Annotated in this window: 15 protein-coding genes; 9 read left to right on the top strand and 6 right to left on the bottom strand. The window is 71.7% G+C overall.

Annotation, left to right across the window (positions count from 1 at the left end; all coding sequences use genetic code 11):
* Positions 1-75 precede the first annotated feature (75 nt).
* The 5 genes from AB0G04_RS07400 (at position 76) to AB0G04_RS07380 (ending at position 5,368) form a co-directional block, all read left to right on the top strand.
* Positions 76-1,209: a Gfo/Idh/MocA family oxidoreductase gene (locus AB0G04_RS07400; protein WP_360978028.1), complete on the top strand. Its 1,134-nt coding sequence runs from the start codon at positions 76-78 to the stop codon at positions 1,207-1,209.
* Positions 1,210-1,337: 128 nt separating this feature from the next.
* Positions 1,338-2,651, top strand: coding sequence for a pectate lyase (locus tag AB0G04_RS07395; protein WP_360978025.1), 1,314 nt, complete (start codon positions 1,338-1,340; stop codon positions 2,649-2,651).
* Between the two features lie 128 nt (positions 2,652-2,779).
* Positions 2,780-3,391 carry a hypothetical protein gene (locus tag AB0G04_RS07390; protein WP_360978022.1) on the top strand — a complete coding sequence of 204 codons (612 nt, stop codon included), beginning with the start codon at positions 2,780-2,782 and terminating at the stop codon, positions 3,389-3,391.
* A gap of 123 nt (positions 3,392-3,514) precedes the next feature.
* On the top strand, positions 3,515-4,720 hold the full coding sequence (locus tag AB0G04_RS07385) for a hypothetical protein (protein ID WP_360978019.1): 1,206 nt from the start codon (positions 3,515-3,517) through the stop codon (positions 4,718-4,720).
* A gap of 111 nt (positions 4,721-4,831) precedes the next feature.
* Positions 4,832-5,368, top strand: coding sequence for a DUF6584 family protein (locus AB0G04_RS07380; protein WP_360978016.1), 537 nt, complete (start codon positions 4,832-4,834; stop codon positions 5,366-5,368).
* Here AB0G04_RS07380 and AB0G04_RS07375 read toward each other — a convergent pair.
* Positions 5,349-5,978 carry a hypothetical protein gene (locus AB0G04_RS07375; protein ID WP_360978013.1) on the bottom strand — a complete coding sequence of 210 codons (630 nt, stop codon included), beginning with the start codon at positions 5,976-5,978 and terminating at the stop codon, positions 5,349-5,351. The genes AB0G04_RS07380 and AB0G04_RS07375 overlap by 20 nt on opposite strands.
* A gap of 198 nt (positions 5,979-6,176) precedes the next feature.
* Here AB0G04_RS07375 and AB0G04_RS07370 point away from each other — a divergent pair, with 198 nt between their 5' ends.
* Both AB0G04_RS07370 and AB0G04_RS07365 read left to right on the top strand, forming a co-directional pair.
* On the top strand, positions 6,177-6,608 hold the full coding sequence (locus AB0G04_RS07370; protein ID WP_360978010.1) for a hypothetical protein: 432 nt from the start codon (positions 6,177-6,179) through the stop codon (positions 6,606-6,608).
* Positions 6,605-8,935, top strand: coding sequence for an MFS transporter (locus AB0G04_RS07365; RefSeq protein WP_360978007.1), 2,331 nt, complete (start codon positions 6,605-6,607; stop codon positions 8,933-8,935). Before AB0G04_RS07370 ends, AB0G04_RS07365 begins: the two co-directional genes overlap by 4 nt.
* 53 nt (positions 8,936-8,988) lie before the next feature.
* Here the strand turns inward: AB0G04_RS07365 and AB0G04_RS07360 are convergent, their stop codons facing one another.
* Entirely contained in the window at positions 8,989-9,861 is an 873-nt protein-coding gene (locus AB0G04_RS07360) for a class I SAM-dependent methyltransferase (protein ID WP_360978004.1), read from the bottom strand.
* 48 nt (positions 9,862-9,909) lie between these two features.
* Between AB0G04_RS07360 and AB0G04_RS07355 the strand changes: the two genes are divergently transcribed.
* Positions 9,910-10,476, top strand: a complete 567-nt coding sequence (locus AB0G04_RS07355; RefSeq protein ID WP_360978000.1) for an XRE family transcriptional regulator — start codon at positions 9,910-9,912, stop codon at positions 10,474-10,476.
* A 140-nt stretch (positions 10,477-10,616) separates the two neighbouring features.
* On the opposite strand, the gene AB0G04_RS07350 is transcribed toward AB0G04_RS07355, so the two are convergent.
* From AB0G04_RS07350 to AB0G04_RS07340, 3 genes are read right to left on the bottom strand one after another with little or no spacing between them, the layout of a single operon-like run.
* A complete protein-coding gene (locus tag AB0G04_RS07350; protein ID WP_360977997.1) occupies positions 10,617-11,633 on the bottom strand; it encodes a LacI family DNA-binding transcriptional regulator in 1,017 nt (338 codons plus the stop codon).
* Positions 11,634-11,642: 9 nt separating this feature from the next.
* Positions 11,643-12,611 (bottom strand): type I glyceraldehyde-3-phosphate dehydrogenase, encoded by a 969-nt coding sequence (gene gap / locus AB0G04_RS07345; protein ID WP_360977994.1) that lies wholly within the window; start codon positions 12,609-12,611, stop codon positions 11,643-11,645.
* A 4-nt stretch (positions 12,612-12,615) separates the two neighbouring features.
* Positions 12,616-13,611, bottom strand: a complete 996-nt coding sequence (locus AB0G04_RS07340) for a helix-turn-helix domain-containing protein (RefSeq protein ID WP_360977991.1) — start codon at positions 13,609-13,611, stop codon at positions 12,616-12,618.
* Positions 13,612-13,700: 89 nt separating this feature from the next.
* Here AB0G04_RS07340 and AB0G04_RS07335 point away from each other — a divergent pair, with 89 nt between their 5' ends.
* Positions 13,701-14,711, top strand: coding sequence for a LacI family DNA-binding transcriptional regulator (locus tag AB0G04_RS07335; RefSeq protein WP_360977987.1), 1,011 nt, complete (start codon positions 13,701-13,703; stop codon positions 14,709-14,711).
* A gap of 276 nt (positions 14,712-14,987) precedes the next feature.
* Here AB0G04_RS07335 and AB0G04_RS07330 read toward each other — a convergent pair whose 3' ends face one another.
* Entirely contained in the window at positions 14,988-16,397 is a 1,410-nt protein-coding gene (locus AB0G04_RS07330; protein ID WP_360977984.1) for a serine/threonine-protein kinase, read from the bottom strand.
* Positions 16,398-16,561: the final 164 nt, after the last annotated feature.

The raw sequence follows: 16,561 nt of genomic DNA, 5'->3' as shown, positions 1-16,561 counted from the left end.
CGAGCGGCAGCAAGCCGGACCGGGCCGCATCGTCGCAGGCGAGGGCCGGGAGAGCATGTCGAAGGCAGGCACAGCATGAGCACACGGGTCGCGCTGATCGGCGCGGGAGGGCACGGGCTGTCGCATCGGCGTGTGCTCCAGCGGCTCTCCGACGCGGGACTGGTCGAGGTGGCGGGGCTGTGTGACCGGCAGCCGGTGGAACCGCACCCGGACGCACCGCTGCCGGGCGTGCCGTTCTTCACCGACCACCTCACCCTGCTGTCGGCCGCGCGGCCCGAGGTCGTCATCATCTGCACCCCGCCGCACACACATCTGGCCATCGCGCTCGACGTGTTCGCGGCCGGTGCTGACCTGCTGCTGGAGAAGCCGCCGGTCATGTCGCTGGCCGAGCACACGACCCTCGCCGAGGCCGTGGCCGCCACCGGGCGGATCTGCCAGGTCGGTTTTCAGGCGCTCGGCTCGGCAGCGCTCGCCGAACTCTGCGTGGCGGCACCGGACGGCGACATCGGGGTGACCGGAGCCTGGTGGCGGCCGGACACCTATTACCGGCGTGCGCCGTGGGCCGGCCGGCGTACCGTCGACGGCCGCCCGGTGCTCGACGGCGCGCTGGTCAACCCGTTCGCGCACGCGTTGATGCAGGCGCTGGTGGCCGCCGGGGCACGTGTGCCCGGGTTCCAGCCGGTCGAGATCGAGTTGGAGCGCTACCGGACCCGGGACATCGAGACCGACGACACCACGTTCCTGCGACTGACCGGTACCGGCGGGCGGCGGATCACGGCGGCCGTGACGCTCGCCTCGCCGGTGTTCATCGCCGGCGAGATCCGGGTCGGCGACGCCGTCCTGGAATACCCGACAGACCGCCTGCGGCTCCCGGGGGAGCCCGAGTTCAAGCATGTCCCGGGCCGGGTGGGCCTGCTGGAGAACCTGCTCGAACACCGGCGCGACCCGGCCGTCCCGCTGCTGGCGCCGCTCGAGCGGACCGCCGGGTTCACCGCGGTGGTCGAGGCGATCGTGGCCGCCCCACCGCCCGCGGAGATCGGCCCCCGCTGGCGGGAACCGCATCCGGACGGCGGCGGCTCGGTCATCGCGGGCATCGACGCGCTGGTCCGTGAGATGGCCGACACGGGACGGCTGCCCTCCGAGTCGGGCGTGCCCTGGTCCCGGCCCGGCGTACGAGTTCCGATCGACGGACTGGCCGAGGTCCGCTGAACCACCAGAGCCACGGCGGGCGGGCGTGCTTTCGTGCGCTCGTCCGCCGTACCGGAAAGGGATTTTCATTAGAGAAGGGATCTGATGCAGTGAATGCTCTCTCGGGCCGGGAATCGGTCGGGTAGGCCGTGCGTACCGCTCTCGCCGCGACCATCGGCCTCGTCCTCGCCGCCGGTGTCGCCTCTGTTCCCGCCTCCGCGGCCCCGCTGACAGCGCCGGCCGAGGCGCGGGCTGTCCTGCCCGCGAACGACGGATGGGCCGCCGCGACCACCGGGACCACCGGTGGCAGCGCGGCCGACGACGCGCACGTGTTCGTGGTGCGCAATCGCGCGGAACTCGCCGCCGCGCTGGCCGGTGGCACCGACCCCACCCCGCGGATCGTGCTGATCAAGGGCACCATCCGGGCCAACGAGGACGACGCGGGCAACCCGCTGACCTGTGCCGACTACGCCGACCCGGCGTACACGCTGGACGGTTACCTGGCCGCCTACGATCCCGCGGTGTGGGGTCGCACGTCCCGGCCGACGGGCCCGCTCGAGGAGGCCCGGGTCCGGTCGCAGCGCAACCAGGCGGCCCGGATCCAGTTCCGGGTCGGTGCCAACACCACCATCTACGGCCTGCCGAACGCCCGGCTCGTCGGCGGCAACCTGCTGATCCAGAACGTGGACAACGTGATCGTGCGCAACGTGCGGTTCGAGGACGCGGCCGACTGCTTCCCGGCCTGGGATCCGACCGACGGTTCGCTCGGCAACTGGAACTCCGCCTACGACCTGGTGACGCTTACCGGGGCCACGCACGTGTGGGCGGACCACAACACGTTCAGCGACGGCAACAACATCGACGCCAGTCAGCCGCGGTACTTCGGGCGGCCCTACCAGGTGCACGACGGCGCGCTCGACATCATCCGCGCGTCCGACTACGTCACCGCCTCCTGGAACGTGTTCCAGGAGCACGACAAGACGATGCTGATCGGATCCACCAACACGGTCGGCGCGGACCTCGGGAAACTCCGGGTCACCCTGCACCACAACCTGTTCGCCAACGTGGGGCAGCGGGTGCCGCGTGTCCGATTCGGACAGGTCGACGTCTACAACAACTACTTCTACCAGACCGATGAGGACGCCTATTCGTACTCGTGGGGGGTGGGGGTCTACTCGGCAATCTATGCCGAGAACAACTTCCTGCTGCGCAGTGCGGATCTCGCCCTGGAGGACGTCGTCTACGACTGGGGTGGCACGGCCATCACCGAGATCGGCACGCTCACGCGGGTCGGCACCGGGCCGGTCGAGGCGGTCAGTCTGCTCGACGAGTACAACGCCACCCACGACCCGGACCTGGGCGCGGACGCCGGCTGGAGGCCGGTGCTGCGGGCCGGTCCGGTGACGCCCACCGAGCAGGTTCCGGCGGTGGTCGGCAACGGCGCCGGCGCGGGCCGGTTGTGAGTCACGGTTCCCGGCCGGTACGACACGGCCGGGAACCGGTTTTCCGCCCCGATTCCGGAACTCCGTCGCGGCCGCCTCGACTACGCTGACGCACGTTGTCGAAAATGCCGGTTATCGGAGTGTTGGTCATGAATATTGTTGCCCGTCGGCTGGCGGCGGTCCCGGCCGGAATCCTCCTTCTCGCGGGCCTCGGCGGGCCGGCCGGCGCCACCGGATCGACCGGCGTTCTGACCCCGCCCGGCACCGGATCGCCCGTGCTGGAGCAGATGCGCCGGGACGTCGCCGCGGTCACCGGCGCTCCGCAGGTGCCCTGCTGGCATGACATCACCATCAAGTCGGTGGCCAACAGGCGCTACGTGTCCGCCGAGATCGGCTGGGAGGACGGCGACTACGGCGCGTTGCGGGCCCGCGCGGTGGCGCCCGGCAAGTGGGAGAAATTCATCGTGTGCCGGGACGCCGCGTCCGGGGTCACGAAACTGCGGTCCCAGGCCAACAACGAGTTCGTCTCGGCCGAGCTCGACAACGCCGGTGCCCGGTACGGCATGCTGCGGGCCCAGGCCGAGAAGGCCGGCGGGTGGGAGCGGTATTACTCCAACAGCGCCCCAGGTGGCCAGTTCTCGTTCTATGCCCGGGACAACCGCCGCTGGGTCTCCGCGGAGGTCACGTTCCGTGGCGTTCTGCACGGCGTACTGAGGGCGCGGGCCACCAGCGTGAGCGCCGAGCAGACCTTCGTATGGTGAGTTTCCTTTAAAGAGGAAGCCCTGGAACCTTAAGTTTTTCTTTATTCCGATCTTCGGTGATCCGCGCTTGGGAGCGTTCCCGTATGGACCGGCGAGAAGGCGGTTCAAAAGGAAGGCACGCACATGAAGCGGTACCGGAGCTACCGGAGCAACGCGGGGGCATCGAACATCCGGCGCTGGCGGGTCGCCGGTGTGGCAGGCGTCGCGGTGGCGCTCGTCGGGGTCGGACTCGGCGTGGCGGCCGCCGCCGACAGTGCTGTACCCACAGTGAACTGCCAGACGGTCGCCGACAAGCTCGGTGCCGTGCCGGCCCAGGCCCAGGCCGAGATCGCCCGCAACCTGCAGCTGCTGAACACGCAGATCCAGGAGGCCAACAACCGGATCCGTACCAGCCAGGGTCAGGGTGGCCCCAACTTCATCCAGAACGCGATCCTCGGCCCGCTGAAGGACAAGCGGTTCGCCACGATCAACCGGATGGAGACGGCGATCGGCCGTACCCTGGCCAAGCCGGACCTGAATGCTGAGGGCCTGGCGCCCTGCACGCTGAACACCGGCGGCGGTGGCAACGCCTCGCCCGAGCCGGCCCAGGTACCCGCGAAGTCGGTGCAGGCCGGCGCCGCCGCGGCCGGGAACGTCGGAACGATCGCCTGTCCGGACGTCGTTATCAACGTGGCGATCCCGGCGCAGGCGCAGGCCGAGATCGACCGGAACCTGGCGCTGCTGCAGACCCAGATCGACGAGGCGAACACCCGGCTCAAGAACTCCGTCGGCCAGGGCGGCGCGAACTTCGTGCAGAACGCGATCCTCGGCCCGCTGAAGGACAAGCGGTTCGCCACGATCAACCGGATGGAGACGGCGATCGGCCGTAACGCCGCGAAGCCGGACCTGAACGCCGAAGGACTGTCCACCTGCTCGGTGAACGCCGGTGGCGGTGGCGCCGCGGCGCCCGCGAACCCGCCGGCGAACAACGGCAACGCCGGTGGCAACGGCAACGCGGGCAACAACGGCGGCGGCAACGCCGGTGTCAACGACGGCACCGCGACCGTCAACTGCCCGGCCGTCGCCATCAACGTGGCGATCCCGGCGCAGGCGCAGGCCGAGATCGACCGGAACCTGGCGCTGCTGCAGACCCAGATCAACGAGGCGAACGCCCGGATCAAGAACTCGGTCGGCCAGGGTGGTGCGAACTTCATCAAGAACGCCATCCTCGGCCCGCTGGAGGACAAGCGGTTCGCGACCATCAACCGCATGGAGACGGCGATCGGCCGTAACGCCGCGAAGCCGAACCTGAACGCCGAGGGCCTGGCTCCCTGCTCGCTGAACAGCTGATCCTCTTCACCTGATCGCCGCGAACGGCCCGGCTGCCCCGGCAGCCGGGCCGTTCTGTGCCTGTTCGCACATGGGGCCGGAGGCTGGCCCTCTCCGGCCACAATCGATGCCATGGCGAAATCCGAGACCCTGGCCAAAGTGGACCTCGACCTGCAACGCGGTCACACCCACCTCGCCGCACAGCGTCTGCACAGCCTGATCGCGGCCGACCGGCTCGATCTCTCGCTGCGCGCCCGGCTTGCCGCTGTGCACCGGCGCACCGGCAACCTCGCCGAGGCCGGCCGATGGGGTTACCTCACCGAGGAGGCGACCCCGGCGGAGCTCATGGCGTTCGCCAAGGCTCACCGCCGGTCCGCCGGTGACCAGCTCCGGGCCCTGCTCCTGCACGGCGAGAGTCCCCGGCCGCTCGGGCCCGTCGCCGAGGCCCGCCTCGCCGAGCTGATCCGGCGGGCCGGCACCCCACAGGTCCGGCCGACCCCGGCGCCTGCCCGGCGGGCTCCTGGTCCAGATCCTGCTCTTTCTCCTGCTCCTCGGATCGAGCCCTACCAGCCGCCAGCCGACATGGGTCGCGGCGAGGTGATCGGCGGCCTGCTTCTGATGGTGTTCGCCGCCATCGGGGTGATCAGCGTCATCGTGTGGTTCCTCTGACCGGCTCGTCGCCGATGAACAACTTGTCGAGAGTGGGACGGGCCGCCTCCTCCGCCTCCCACGCCTCGACGGCGTCGACCTCGGCGTTGCGGGCCTCCTCGACCAGCACCTCGGCGGCGACCGACGCGACATGCGCCTGCTGCCGTACCTGCACCGTCTCGGCCACCGCCTCCTCGTAGGCAAGCCGGGCGTCGCGGACCTGATCGCGGTCGAGCAGCGCGGCCGGCGGACCGGCGTGGTGCCAGATGCCGTTCAGCTGCTCCACCGACAACTCACCCCGCCGGTACGCCGCGAGCGCCGCCCGCTGCACCAGCAGATGCGTCTCGTCCACCGTCGCGACCCGGGCCTCCCACTGGGCCTCCAGGAAACGGTCCTCCGCCTTGTCGCGCGCCCCGGCCGCCCGCTCGGCCCGGCGCCGTGCCTCGTCGGCCTCGGCCGCCGCCCGCTCGGCGGCTGCCCGCACCGACTCCACGTCGTCAAGCAGTTCCTGCACCTCGCCCGGCACCGCCGGACCCGGCCGCGGCCGCTGCCACGCCGCCACCGCCGCCACACACGTCAGGATGATCGTCACCACTGCCGCGGCGCCGGCCACCCACGTCCAGACCATCACCCGCTAGAACCCTTCCCGGCGCTGCATCCCCATCGAACCGAACGTAATGGGATGAATGGATCTTCGCCACTCCGTCCCGCGATCGCAGCCGGATAGCACTATCGGATAGCGTCATGCGCTCGCGCGTGGCATGCCGGGTCGGTAACGCGGACGTGGTAGAAAGCGCGCCGACACCCGCCGACATCTGGAGGAACAGCCGTGCCAGGGAGCGCCAGCACGATCACCGGCAGCGAAGGTGGCGCGGTCCGGGCCGGCGGCAGTGTGGTCGTCTACCTGCCCGTCGGCGTGCGGTCGAGGCTGCGTGCACGCGCCGCCGCCACCGGCCGCTCCCACACCCAGCTCGTGTTCGACGCGCTCAACGCCACCCACACCCGGCTCGCCGACCTGATCGGCGCGAGCGGCGAACCCGCCGGCGAGACCGACGGGATCTTCGTCACCCAGCGCTCCGGCCGGCGACGCCACCGCGAGGACCGGGTCCAGGTGTCCCTCCGGCCCCACCCGGCCAACCTCGCCGTCATCGACGATCTGGCGGCACGGCACACTACCGGCAACCGCTCCGCGTTGATCGCCGTCGCGCTCGACGAGTTCCTACCGGCTCCCCCTCCGGCTTCGAAAGGCGTCACCCCGTGAAGCAGTTCAACGACCTGATCGCCGACTTCTGGCGGGACTATGCGGCCCTGGTCCTGCTGGCCGGCGGCTTGCTCGGCGTGGTGCTGCTGATCGGCTTCGCGATCTGGGCCAAACGCTCGAAGAAGCCGCTGCGGCCACTCGCGCTGGCCTTCAGCATGAACCTGGCGCTGCTGCTCAACGCCGAAGGCATGTGGGTCATCGCGCTCGACCAGCTCAAACTTCCGGCGATCTTCGCGGTACTGGTGTTCGCGGTCTTCGAGATCTGCTTCCTGACCGCCACCTCGCTGGCGGCCGAACAGTACCGGCGCACCTCCGTCTACGCGAGTGACGGCACGATCGTCACCCCCGGTCACCCCGGGGCGATGCTGTGGATCGCGGCCCTCATCGCGGGACTGTCCGGTGTCATCGTCGCGAGCAACGCGGTCACGTTCACCGAGAAACTGCTCCGGCTGGCCGTACCCTGCATGATCTTCCTGATGTGGTGGGCGGCGCTCACCGCCGCCGGCCAGCGGGTCCGGCGCGGACGCTTCGCCTACAGCCCGCGCCGCCTCGCGGAACGCTGGGGATGGCTCATTCCCGACGACGACCCCGATCTGGTACGGATGGCCGCCGAACGCCAGGTGCGGCGCATGGTCGTCAACTACCACCGGGTCAGCGCGGGCCGTTTCCCCAAGCCCTGGTGGCGGTCGCGGCTGCTGAAGGACGCGCGCACCGCGGGCGAACCGGTCGTCGACGAGGTGATCGAGCAGCTCTCCCGGATCCAGCGGGTGATGGACCTGCTCGTCCCCGGCGCCGTGCGGATCAATGTGCCGGTCCGGAACCCGGCCGCCCCGGTGGCCGCCGGGACCCCGGTCATCGCCGAGCCGCCCGCCTCCGGTCCGGACCCGGCGGACGTGCTGTCCCATGCGCTCACCCCGGTTGCGTCCCCGCCCTCGAACGGGCAGGCGGTCCAGTTCGTCGAACCGGTCAAGTTCGTCCCGCCTTCCGCCGCGGCGCTCATCGCCGACGAGGCGGCGGGGCGGGTCGACGACTCGGCCGCGGGTGCGGAGACCGGCGCCGCCGAGTCCTTCCGGGACGGTCTGTCCTCGTCCGGCCGGCCTTCCGCGTTCCCGTCCGGCTCCGGCGAGCGCTACTCCGGCCAGCCGTCTCCGGTGGCGTCCTCCTCGGCCCGGCCGTCTCCGGTCCCGCCTTCGTCCGGCTTGCCGTCTCCGGTCCCGGCCTCCTCCGGCCTGGCGTCCTCCCCCCTGGTTTCGTCCGGCCTGGCTCCCTCCGATCTCGCCTCCTCTGAGCTCGTCTCCCCTGAGCTCGCCTCGTCCGGCCTGCCCTCGTCCGGCCTGCTCTCCTCCGGCCTGACCTCCTCCGATCTCGCCTCCTCGGGCCTGCCTTCGTCCGGCCTGGCCGCCTCCGGGCCGGCCTCCTCCGGTGGTGAAACGGCTGTCGGTGGCGCTGTGGCCGGTGCCGTTCCGGGTAGCCATAGCGCGGGTCGCGCCACCGTCGCGCAGCGTGCCGCCGCCGCGGGTGGGGTGGTGCTGCCGGTCCCGGCTCAGCGCGGTGCCGCCCGTGACGGCACTGTCGTGCCCGGTCCCGCGCCGGCCCCGGCGTGGGCGTCGACGCCGACCGGGGCGCGCCCGGCCGTCAGCATCGCCGGGTCACCGTGGTGGCGGCTCGCCGTCGACCGGCTCAGCAAGATGGTCGCCGAGGAGATCAGCGCCGAGGACCTGCCCGAGATGAACTACATGCGGCGCACCGAGCTGGCCCGCAAACTCGCCCCGCGCGTGCAGGAACTCGGTGAGGGTGTGGTCCGCACGTTCATCAACGAGTACATCAGCGAGCTCGACGGGGAACACGTCGAGTCGGCGTACCCGTGGCGGGACTTCCTGCCCGCCCCCGCCCTCGCCCCGGACGGCTCGGAGGCCTGGCACAACGCGCTGCTCGACCTGCGTGCCGCGCTGGAGGAGGAACTCGGCGAAGGCCAGCCCCTGGACCCGGAGGAACTCGCCGACCTGCTGGCCCCGAGCGCGCCCCGTCTCGACGACGCCACGATCCGGCGGTTCGTCGGCGACTACGTGCTCGCGCTCAGCGGTATGACCGCCCCCGGCAGTGTCCAGCCGTGGGCCGAACTGCTTCCGCGCCCCCGGAGCGCCCGCCCGGCCAGCGACGACGACCTGCTGGAGATGCACGGTGCCGAACTGTTCGAGCACCTGCGCAGCACCGGCCGGTTGAGCCGCTACAAGGTGCAGGCCGTCACCGGCATCAAGAGCCGTGTCCAGGCCGATCGCATCAAGTCCGTCATCGAGGAGCGAGCTGCCGAGACCGCCACCGCCTGAACCCGCCGGCCGTAGCAGGACAGGACGGCCATGCGGGGGTCAGGCAGGGTGGGTCAGGCGGGGGTGGCGATCCAGAACGACCGGGTGCTGCGTACGGTCAGGTCGGCTCGGTTGCGGAGGGCGTGCGGGCCGTCGTCAGCGAGCAGGACGTCGAGAGTGTCCCGGTCCTCGGCGGTCAGGCGGTCGGCCAGGCCCGCGCGGAGGCGCTGCAGGGTGGCGTAGGCGTAGCGGGCCGCGGCGTCCGGGACCGGTGCGGGCAGGTCGACCACCAGATCGCCCGACTCCTGAATCTTGAAGCCGGTCATGGTCAGGCGGGCCGTCCAGTCGGAACCCATGTGGGGGAGATGCTCGGCGCGGGCCTCGGCCATCAGTACGTCGCAGCGATCCTCCAGGCCGGGCGCGCCGATGCCGATGTCGTCGGGCAGGAAGTGCGGCATCGACTCCATCTCGATCATCGCCAGCCGGCCGGCGGGGCGCAGCGTGGCGTGGATGTCGCGCAGCACCCGGTCGGGGTCGGCCAGGTGGTGCATCGAGGACGCGGCCCAGACCAGGTCGGCCGGGCCGGTCGCGGGCCACCGCTCGTCGAGGTCGGCCCGTATCGGCCGGACCCGGCTGTCGAAGCCGTGCTGCCGGGCGCTCCCGCTGAGATGACCGAGCATCTCGCCGGAGGTGTCGACCGCTGTCACGATCGCTTCCGAGAACTGCCGGAGCAGCGCGAACGTTCCGCTTCCGGTGCCGGCGCCGAGATCCACCACGTCCCGCACCGGATGATCACCGGCGAGCGCGGCGATCCGGGCGGTGAAGCGGGCGAGCTCCGCCGCTCCGACCTCGGCGTCGAGATCGAGCATCTCCCGGAGCCCGTCCCCGTGTCCGCCGTGCTGGTGACGTCCGTGCCCGCCCTGAGCGGTCTGATCAGCGTGTGCCATGCCACCGACTGTAGACTGGCATTGCGGCTGGAGCATAAGCTCTTGCGTATGACGCAAGACGCTGAGGTCGACGCACTGGTCCGGGCCCGCATCCGGGGGTTGCGCCTCGCCAAGGGCTGGTCGCTCGATGATCTGGCCGGCCGGTGCTATCTGAGCCCGTCCACGCTGAGCCGGATCGAGACCGGCCACCGGCGGATCAGCCTCGATCAGCTGACCGCCATCGCGCGGGCGCTCGGGGCCAGCCTCGACCAGCTCGTCGAGACGGCCGGCGACGCTGTGGTGATCAAACCGCACCGGCATCCGGAGCGGGGGATGACGACCTGGGTGCTCAGCGGGGACCACCACCACAACGGCCTGACCGTGGCCCGGATCCGGATCACCCGGCCGGCCTCCCGGCGACCGGAGGATCAGCGGGTCCATCCGGGGCGGGACTGGTTCACCGTCCTGTCCGGGACGGTGGAGCTACTCCTCGGCGAGCGTGAGGTGCTCGTTCAGGAGGGTGAGGCGGCGTCCTTCTCCACGATGACCCCGCACGCCTTCGGTGCCCGGGGCGGTCCGGCCGAGGTGATCGCGGTGTTCGACCCGGACGGCGAGCGTACGCACGTCGACGCCTGAGGCCCGATCCCGCGAGAGCGAGGGCGAGGGCGAGGGCGAGGGCGAGGGCGAGGGCGAGGGCGAGGGCGAGGGCGAGGGCGAGGGCGAGGGCGAGGGCGAGGGCGAGGGCGAGGCCGAGGCCGAGGCCGGGGCCGGGGCCGTCAGCGTGGCGGGGGAACGCAGGAGGAACGCCAGGCCAGGGTGGCGTCGGCGCGTTCGGTGTGCGGGACGTGGGCGTCGTCGAGAGCCAGTGCCATCGCCCGCTCGCCCATCTCGACCAGCGGAAGCCGGACCGTGGTGAGAGCCGGCGTGACGTCCCGGGCGATGGGCATGTCGTCGAAACCGGTGACGGAGACCTCGTCGGGGACGCGGACACCGCGTTCCCGCAGCGTGGCCATCGCACCGACCGCCATCGAGTCGTTGAGGGTGATCAGCGCGGTGAGGCCGGGCTGCGCGTCGATGAGCGCTCCGGCCGCGGCCGCACCGCCGTCGCGGGTGAAGTCGGAGTAGACGAGTCGCGACGACGGCAGTTCGACGCCCAGCTCGTCGAAGGCACGGCGGAATCCGGTGAGCCGGTCGGTGGTGGTGGTCAGGTAGCGGGGACCGGCGATGACGCCGACCTCCCGGTGGCCGAGCCCGAGGACACGCAGGCCCAGCTCGTGCGCGCCGTCCTCGTTGCCGGGCAGGACGGCGGTGCCGACGAGACGGTGCCGGCCGATCACCGCGACCCGGCCGCCGGCCTCCTGGTACGCCTCGAGCTCGCCGTTGAGCCGGGCGGTGAACTCGTCGTCGTGGTAGCCGGACCCGGCCAGGATCAGCGCGTGCACCTGCTGGGCGCGCAGCAGGCTGACGTACGCCAGTTCGCGCTCCGGCTCCCGGTAGCTGTTGCAGATGACCAGGAGCCGGTCCTGGGCGCCGGCCTGCCGCTGGAGGCCACGGGTGATCTCGGCGAAGTACGGGTCGGAGACGTCGTGCACGATCACGCCGACCGCGGACTTGCGGGGGCGCGCCACGCTCTGCGCGTGCGCGTTCGGCACGTAGTGCAGCTGCCGCACGGCCGCGAGGACGCGCTCCCGGAGATCTTCGTTGACCTTTTTTGCACTGTCGTTGATGACGCGGGAGACGGTCGCCGGGGACACCCCGGCGAGCCGGGCAACATCCGCCAGGGTGACCGCCATCCGCACAGGTTAACGGGCCAGGAGCGTCAATGTGTCGACGACCCGGCCGGCGAAGCCCCATTCGTTGTCGTACCAGGCCACGACCTTCACCAGGCGCCCGTTCGCGGCGGTCAGCAGCGAGTCGAAGATCGACGAGGCGGGGTTGCCGGTGATGTCCGAGGAGACGAGTGGATCAGCCGAGAATTCGAGGATTCCGCGTAGTGGGCCGGCCGCCGCCGCGGCGTACGCCTCGTTGATCTCCTCGATCTTGACCGGGCGGTGGACCAGCGCGTTCAGCTCGACCATCGAGCCGACCGGGACCGGCACCCGCACCGAGTACCCGGACAGGCGGCCGTCGAGCCGGGGCAGGACCGCGCCGATCGCGGTGGCCGCGCCGGTCGTCGTCGGGGCGATGTTCACCGCGGCCGCGCGGGCCCGGCGCAGGTCACGATGCGGGCCGTCCTGCAGGTTCTGTTCCTGCGTGTACGCGTGGATCGTGGTCATCGAACCGGCCTCGATGCCGGCCAGGTCGTCGAGCACCGACGCGATCGGGGCCAGGGCGTTGGTGGTGCAGGACGCGTTCGACACGACGCGGTGCCGCGCCGGGTCGTACGCGCTGTGGTTGAGGCCGTAGGCGATGGTCACGTCGGCACCCTTCGCCGGGGCGGTGACCAGTACCTTCCGGGTCACGTGGCGGTCCGCGCCGGCGGTGAAGCGGCCGGTCGACTCGACGGCGACATCGACGTCGTGCCAGGGCAGGCGGGACGGGTCGGCCTCGGCCGTCACCGTGATCTTGTGACCGTTCACGATCAGGTGGTCGTCGCCGTGCGACACGACGCCGGGGAAGCGGCCCAGGGTGCTGTCGTAGCGGAGCAGGTGGGCGAGGGTCCGGGCGTCGGCCAGGTCGTTGATCGCCACGATCTCGAGGTCGTCCCGGCCGGCGGCCGCCCGGAGAACATTCCGCCCGATCCGACCAAAACCATTGATAGCAACTCGCATGCATCTATTCTTGGACGCGTGGCGCCGGCGGGACAGCCGGTGCAGCGCCGGATCCCGCAAGCTTTCCGCCAAACGCCCGCCGGTACTCGGTCGGCGTCGTGTCGAGGATCCGCTGGAAGTGCAGCCGCAGGTTCGCGCCGGTGCCCAGCCCGACCCGGCCGGCGATCTGTTCCACCCCGAGCGAGGAGCACTCCAGCAGCTCCCGCGCCCGGTCGACGCGGGCCCGCAGGATCCACCGCATCGGCGTGTAGCCGGTGTCCTCGACGAACCGGCGTCCGAACGTGCGCGTCGACACCCCGGCGTGCCGGGCCAGGTCGGCGACACCGATCGGCTTGTCCAGCCGGTGCAGCGCCCATTCGCGGGTCGCGGCGAACACCTCACCCAGCGGTTCCGGGACGGTGCGCGGCACGAACTGCGACTGGCCGCCGCTGCGGTACGGGGCCGCCACGATGGTGCGGGCCACGTCGTTGGACGCCTGCACCCCGTGATCGCTGCGGATCAGGTGCAGGCACAGGTCGATGCCGGCGGCGACCCCGGCCGACGTCAGAACCCGCCCCTCGTCGACGAACAGCACGCGCGGATCGACCCGGACCCGCGGGTACTCGCGGGCCAGGACCGGTGCCATCGACCAGTGTGTCGTGGCCCGCCGCCCGTCCAGCAACCCGGCGGCGGCCAGCGCGAACGCGCCCGTGCAGATCGACACCATCCGGGCGCCCCGCGCCGCGGCGTTGCGCAGCCCGTCGAGAATCACCCGGTCCAGCTGCCGCAGCGGATCATTGAAGCCGGGCACGATCAGGGTGTCCGCGTCGTCCAGCGCCTCCGGGCCGTACTCGACCACGAAACCCAGGCCGTCGCGCCCGGGGACCGGCCCGGCGGCCAGCGAGCAGTGCCGCGTCTCGTACGGCAGGCCGTGCTTCGGGGCGAAGATCTGCGCGCTGATCCCGACGTCGAGAGGCGCCGCGCCCGGGAGGACCAGGATCGCGATTCGGTGTGGTCGCACGCGTCCACTCTGCCGCAGGACCCGGCCGCGCTGGAAACGCGCAGGCCGCACGTGTACCGTGGGTCGGTCGCGGAAAGGACGGTTCAGCGATGAGGGAAGACCGGAGCCGCTCCACCGGGCGGCCGACTCTGGAAGAGGTTGCCGCGCGGGCCGGGGTCGGTCGTGGGACCGTGTCCCGGGTCGTCAACGGGTCGGCGCAGGTCAGCCCCAAGGCGCGGGAAGCCGTCCAGGAGGCCATCGACGCGCTCGGCTATGTACCGAACCGGGCGGCGCGCGCGCTCGTCACCCAGCGAACCGATTCGATAGCCCTGGTGATCTTCGAATCCGGGGAGCGGTTCTTCGCCGAACCGTTCTTCGGCCGCATCGTGCAGTCCGTCTCGTCGGTGCTGGTCGCCCGGAACCTGCAGATGGTCCTGATGATCGCGCAGGCCCCCGAGGAACGCCGCCAGCTCGAGGGATACCTCACCCGCCAGCACGTCGACGGCGCCCTGCTGCTTTCCCTGCACGGCGACGACCCGCTGCCGGCCATGCTCGAGGAACGCGGCGTGCCCACGGTGCGGGCCGGCCGGCCGTACCATCCGGAGCCGGTCAGCTTCGTCGACGCCGACAACCGGGCCGGGGCCCGTGCCGCCGTCACCTATCTGCGCGATCAGGGACGCCGCTGCATCGCCACGATCACCGGTCCGCTCGACATGGCGGTCGGTATCGCCCGCTACGACGGTTACCGCGACGTCGTCGGCGAAGGGCCGGCCGCCCGCGGCGACTTCGGTGAACTCAGCGGCGCCACCGCGATGGAGTGGCTGCTCCAGCAGTACCCGCAGATCGACGCGGTGTTCGCCGCGTCCGACATGATGGCCGCCGGCGCGCTGCGCGTGCTGCGCCGGGCCGGGCGTCGTGTCCCGCAGGACGTCGCCGTGGTCGGCTTCGACGACTCGGTCGTCGCCCGGCACACCGACCCGCCGCTGACCAGCGTCTACCAGCCGGTCGAGCAGATGGGTCAGGAGATGGTCCGGCTGCTGCTCGCCAAGATCGACGGCGACGAGCCGGCCGACTTCGAGACGGTACTGCCCACCCGCCTGATCCTGCGCGGTTCCGCCTAAAAAACCCATATCGTACGGTCCACGGAAGGCGCCCGGGCATCGCCGGCGACGTGCCTGCCGCCTCCCGCGCCCAAGGCCCCTCACGGGCTGAGCCGTCCCCTCACCGTCACCCCCAGCTGTGCGGGACCGCTGTCTCACGAGCGCTGAGACAGCGGTGCGCGCCAGCCGGTTGGTTCTGGCTGTGCAGGACCGCTGTCTCGCGGGCAGCCCGTCGCGGTGTGGGCGGGTGCGCGAGGGGTGCGGTTGAGGGCGCGTAGCGCGTACCGAAGAAAGGGGTCAGGGGGTCGAGGCGGACCGGAGGTCGTTGAGCCGTTCCCGCAGCAGGCCGGCGCGGGTGTCGGTGAGGCCACCCTCGTTCTGGCGCTGGCGGACCTTGCGCAGCAACTCGTCGACCTGGTCGTTGAGCGCGGCGTCGGCGTCCGGATCGATGAGGCCGAGCAGGTTCTTGAGGTCGAGGGCCACGTCGGGCCGGATCTCGCCGGACTCCTCGCCCGCCTCGACGGTGGCCTGGACGCGGGTGAGCGCGGCCTCCACGGTGAGAACAGCCGCGGTGGTCGGGACGACCGTGGTGACGGCCGGGTCGGGCGGGACCGGGGGCGGCGTGGTCCCGGTCGCCTCGGTCGGTGCCGTCCGGTCCGGCACGGCCGGTGACGTGGTGGTGGCCGGCCCGGCGGAACCGGGACCGTCGCCGTTGTCGCCGACCGCGTTGACAACGGCGACGAAGGCGACCGCGGTGACGGCCAGCGCCACGCCGACGGCGGCCCGCCGGATCACCGGGTTGCCGGTACGGGGTGCGACCGGCAGCACCTTGGCGTGCCCGGTGGGTGGTGGCTTGGGCAGCGGGATCGTCAGCCGGGCCGGCGCCGACGGGACGAGCCGGGTGAGGATCCGGCGAGCCTGTGCCGCGGTGGGCCGGCGGGCCGGGTTGTCGTCGAGACAGCGGGTGATCAGCTCGCGCAGCCGGGCCGGCAGCGCCTCGGACAGCGGGGTGGGGCCGTGCGCCTGGGCGGCGGCGAGTTCCTCCCAGGTGTTGACGTCGTACGGCGGCTCGCCGTTGACCATCTCGAACAGCAGCACACCCAGGCCGTAGAGGTCGGTCGCCGGTTCGGCCGGCTTGCCGTCGAGACGTTCCGGGGCGGCGTAGGCGGGCGTGCCGAAGCTGACGCCGGTGTCGTCGTCGTCGGGTTCACCGGCGGCCGCGCTGATCCCGAAGTCGAGCAGCTTGACGCCGCCGGGGGAGAGCATCACGTTGCCGGGTTTGATGTCGCGGTGCACGACGCCGGCGGCGTGGGCGGCGGCCAGCGCCTCGGCGACGGCGGCCGCGATCGACACCGCCTCGCCCCACGGCATCGGGCCGCCGGCGTCGCACAGCCGGGCCGCGACGGTTTCGCCGCTGAGGAGTTCCATCACCACGAACGGTGCGACCGAGCCGTCCGGCCGGACCGCCTCCCGGTAGTCGTGCACGGCGGCGATGCCGGGGTGCGAGAGTCGCGCCGCCAGCCGCGCCTCCCGCCAGGCCAGGTGTGCGGCCCGGGTGTCACCGGCCGGCAGCTTGACCGCGACAGGGCGGTCGAGCAGCTCGTCGGTGGCCCTCCAGACCTGCGCCATACCGCCCGTCTCGAGGAGAGTGATCAGGCGGTACCGCGAGGCGAGCAGCACACCCGCGTCCGGCCAGACATCGTGCATCCCAGGACATTCGCCCAGTACGGCACGGCATGTCAACTCCCGGATCTCGGTCGCGCGACGCATCTCACCGTCCGTGACAAATCCCGGCGCAACCGATCCGCAACCGTGCGGGCAACCGGGCTGAACCCGTGGCGGCTAACGATGAGTTCACCCCCGAGTTGAGG

The sequence above is a fragment of the Actinoplanes sp. NPDC023801 genome (genome assembly GCF_040639655.1).
Taxonomy (GTDB): domain Bacteria; phylum Actinomycetota; class Actinomycetes; order Mycobacteriales; family Micromonosporaceae; genus Actinoplanes.
This window is presented reverse-complemented; position numbering and strand designations above follow the sequence as displayed.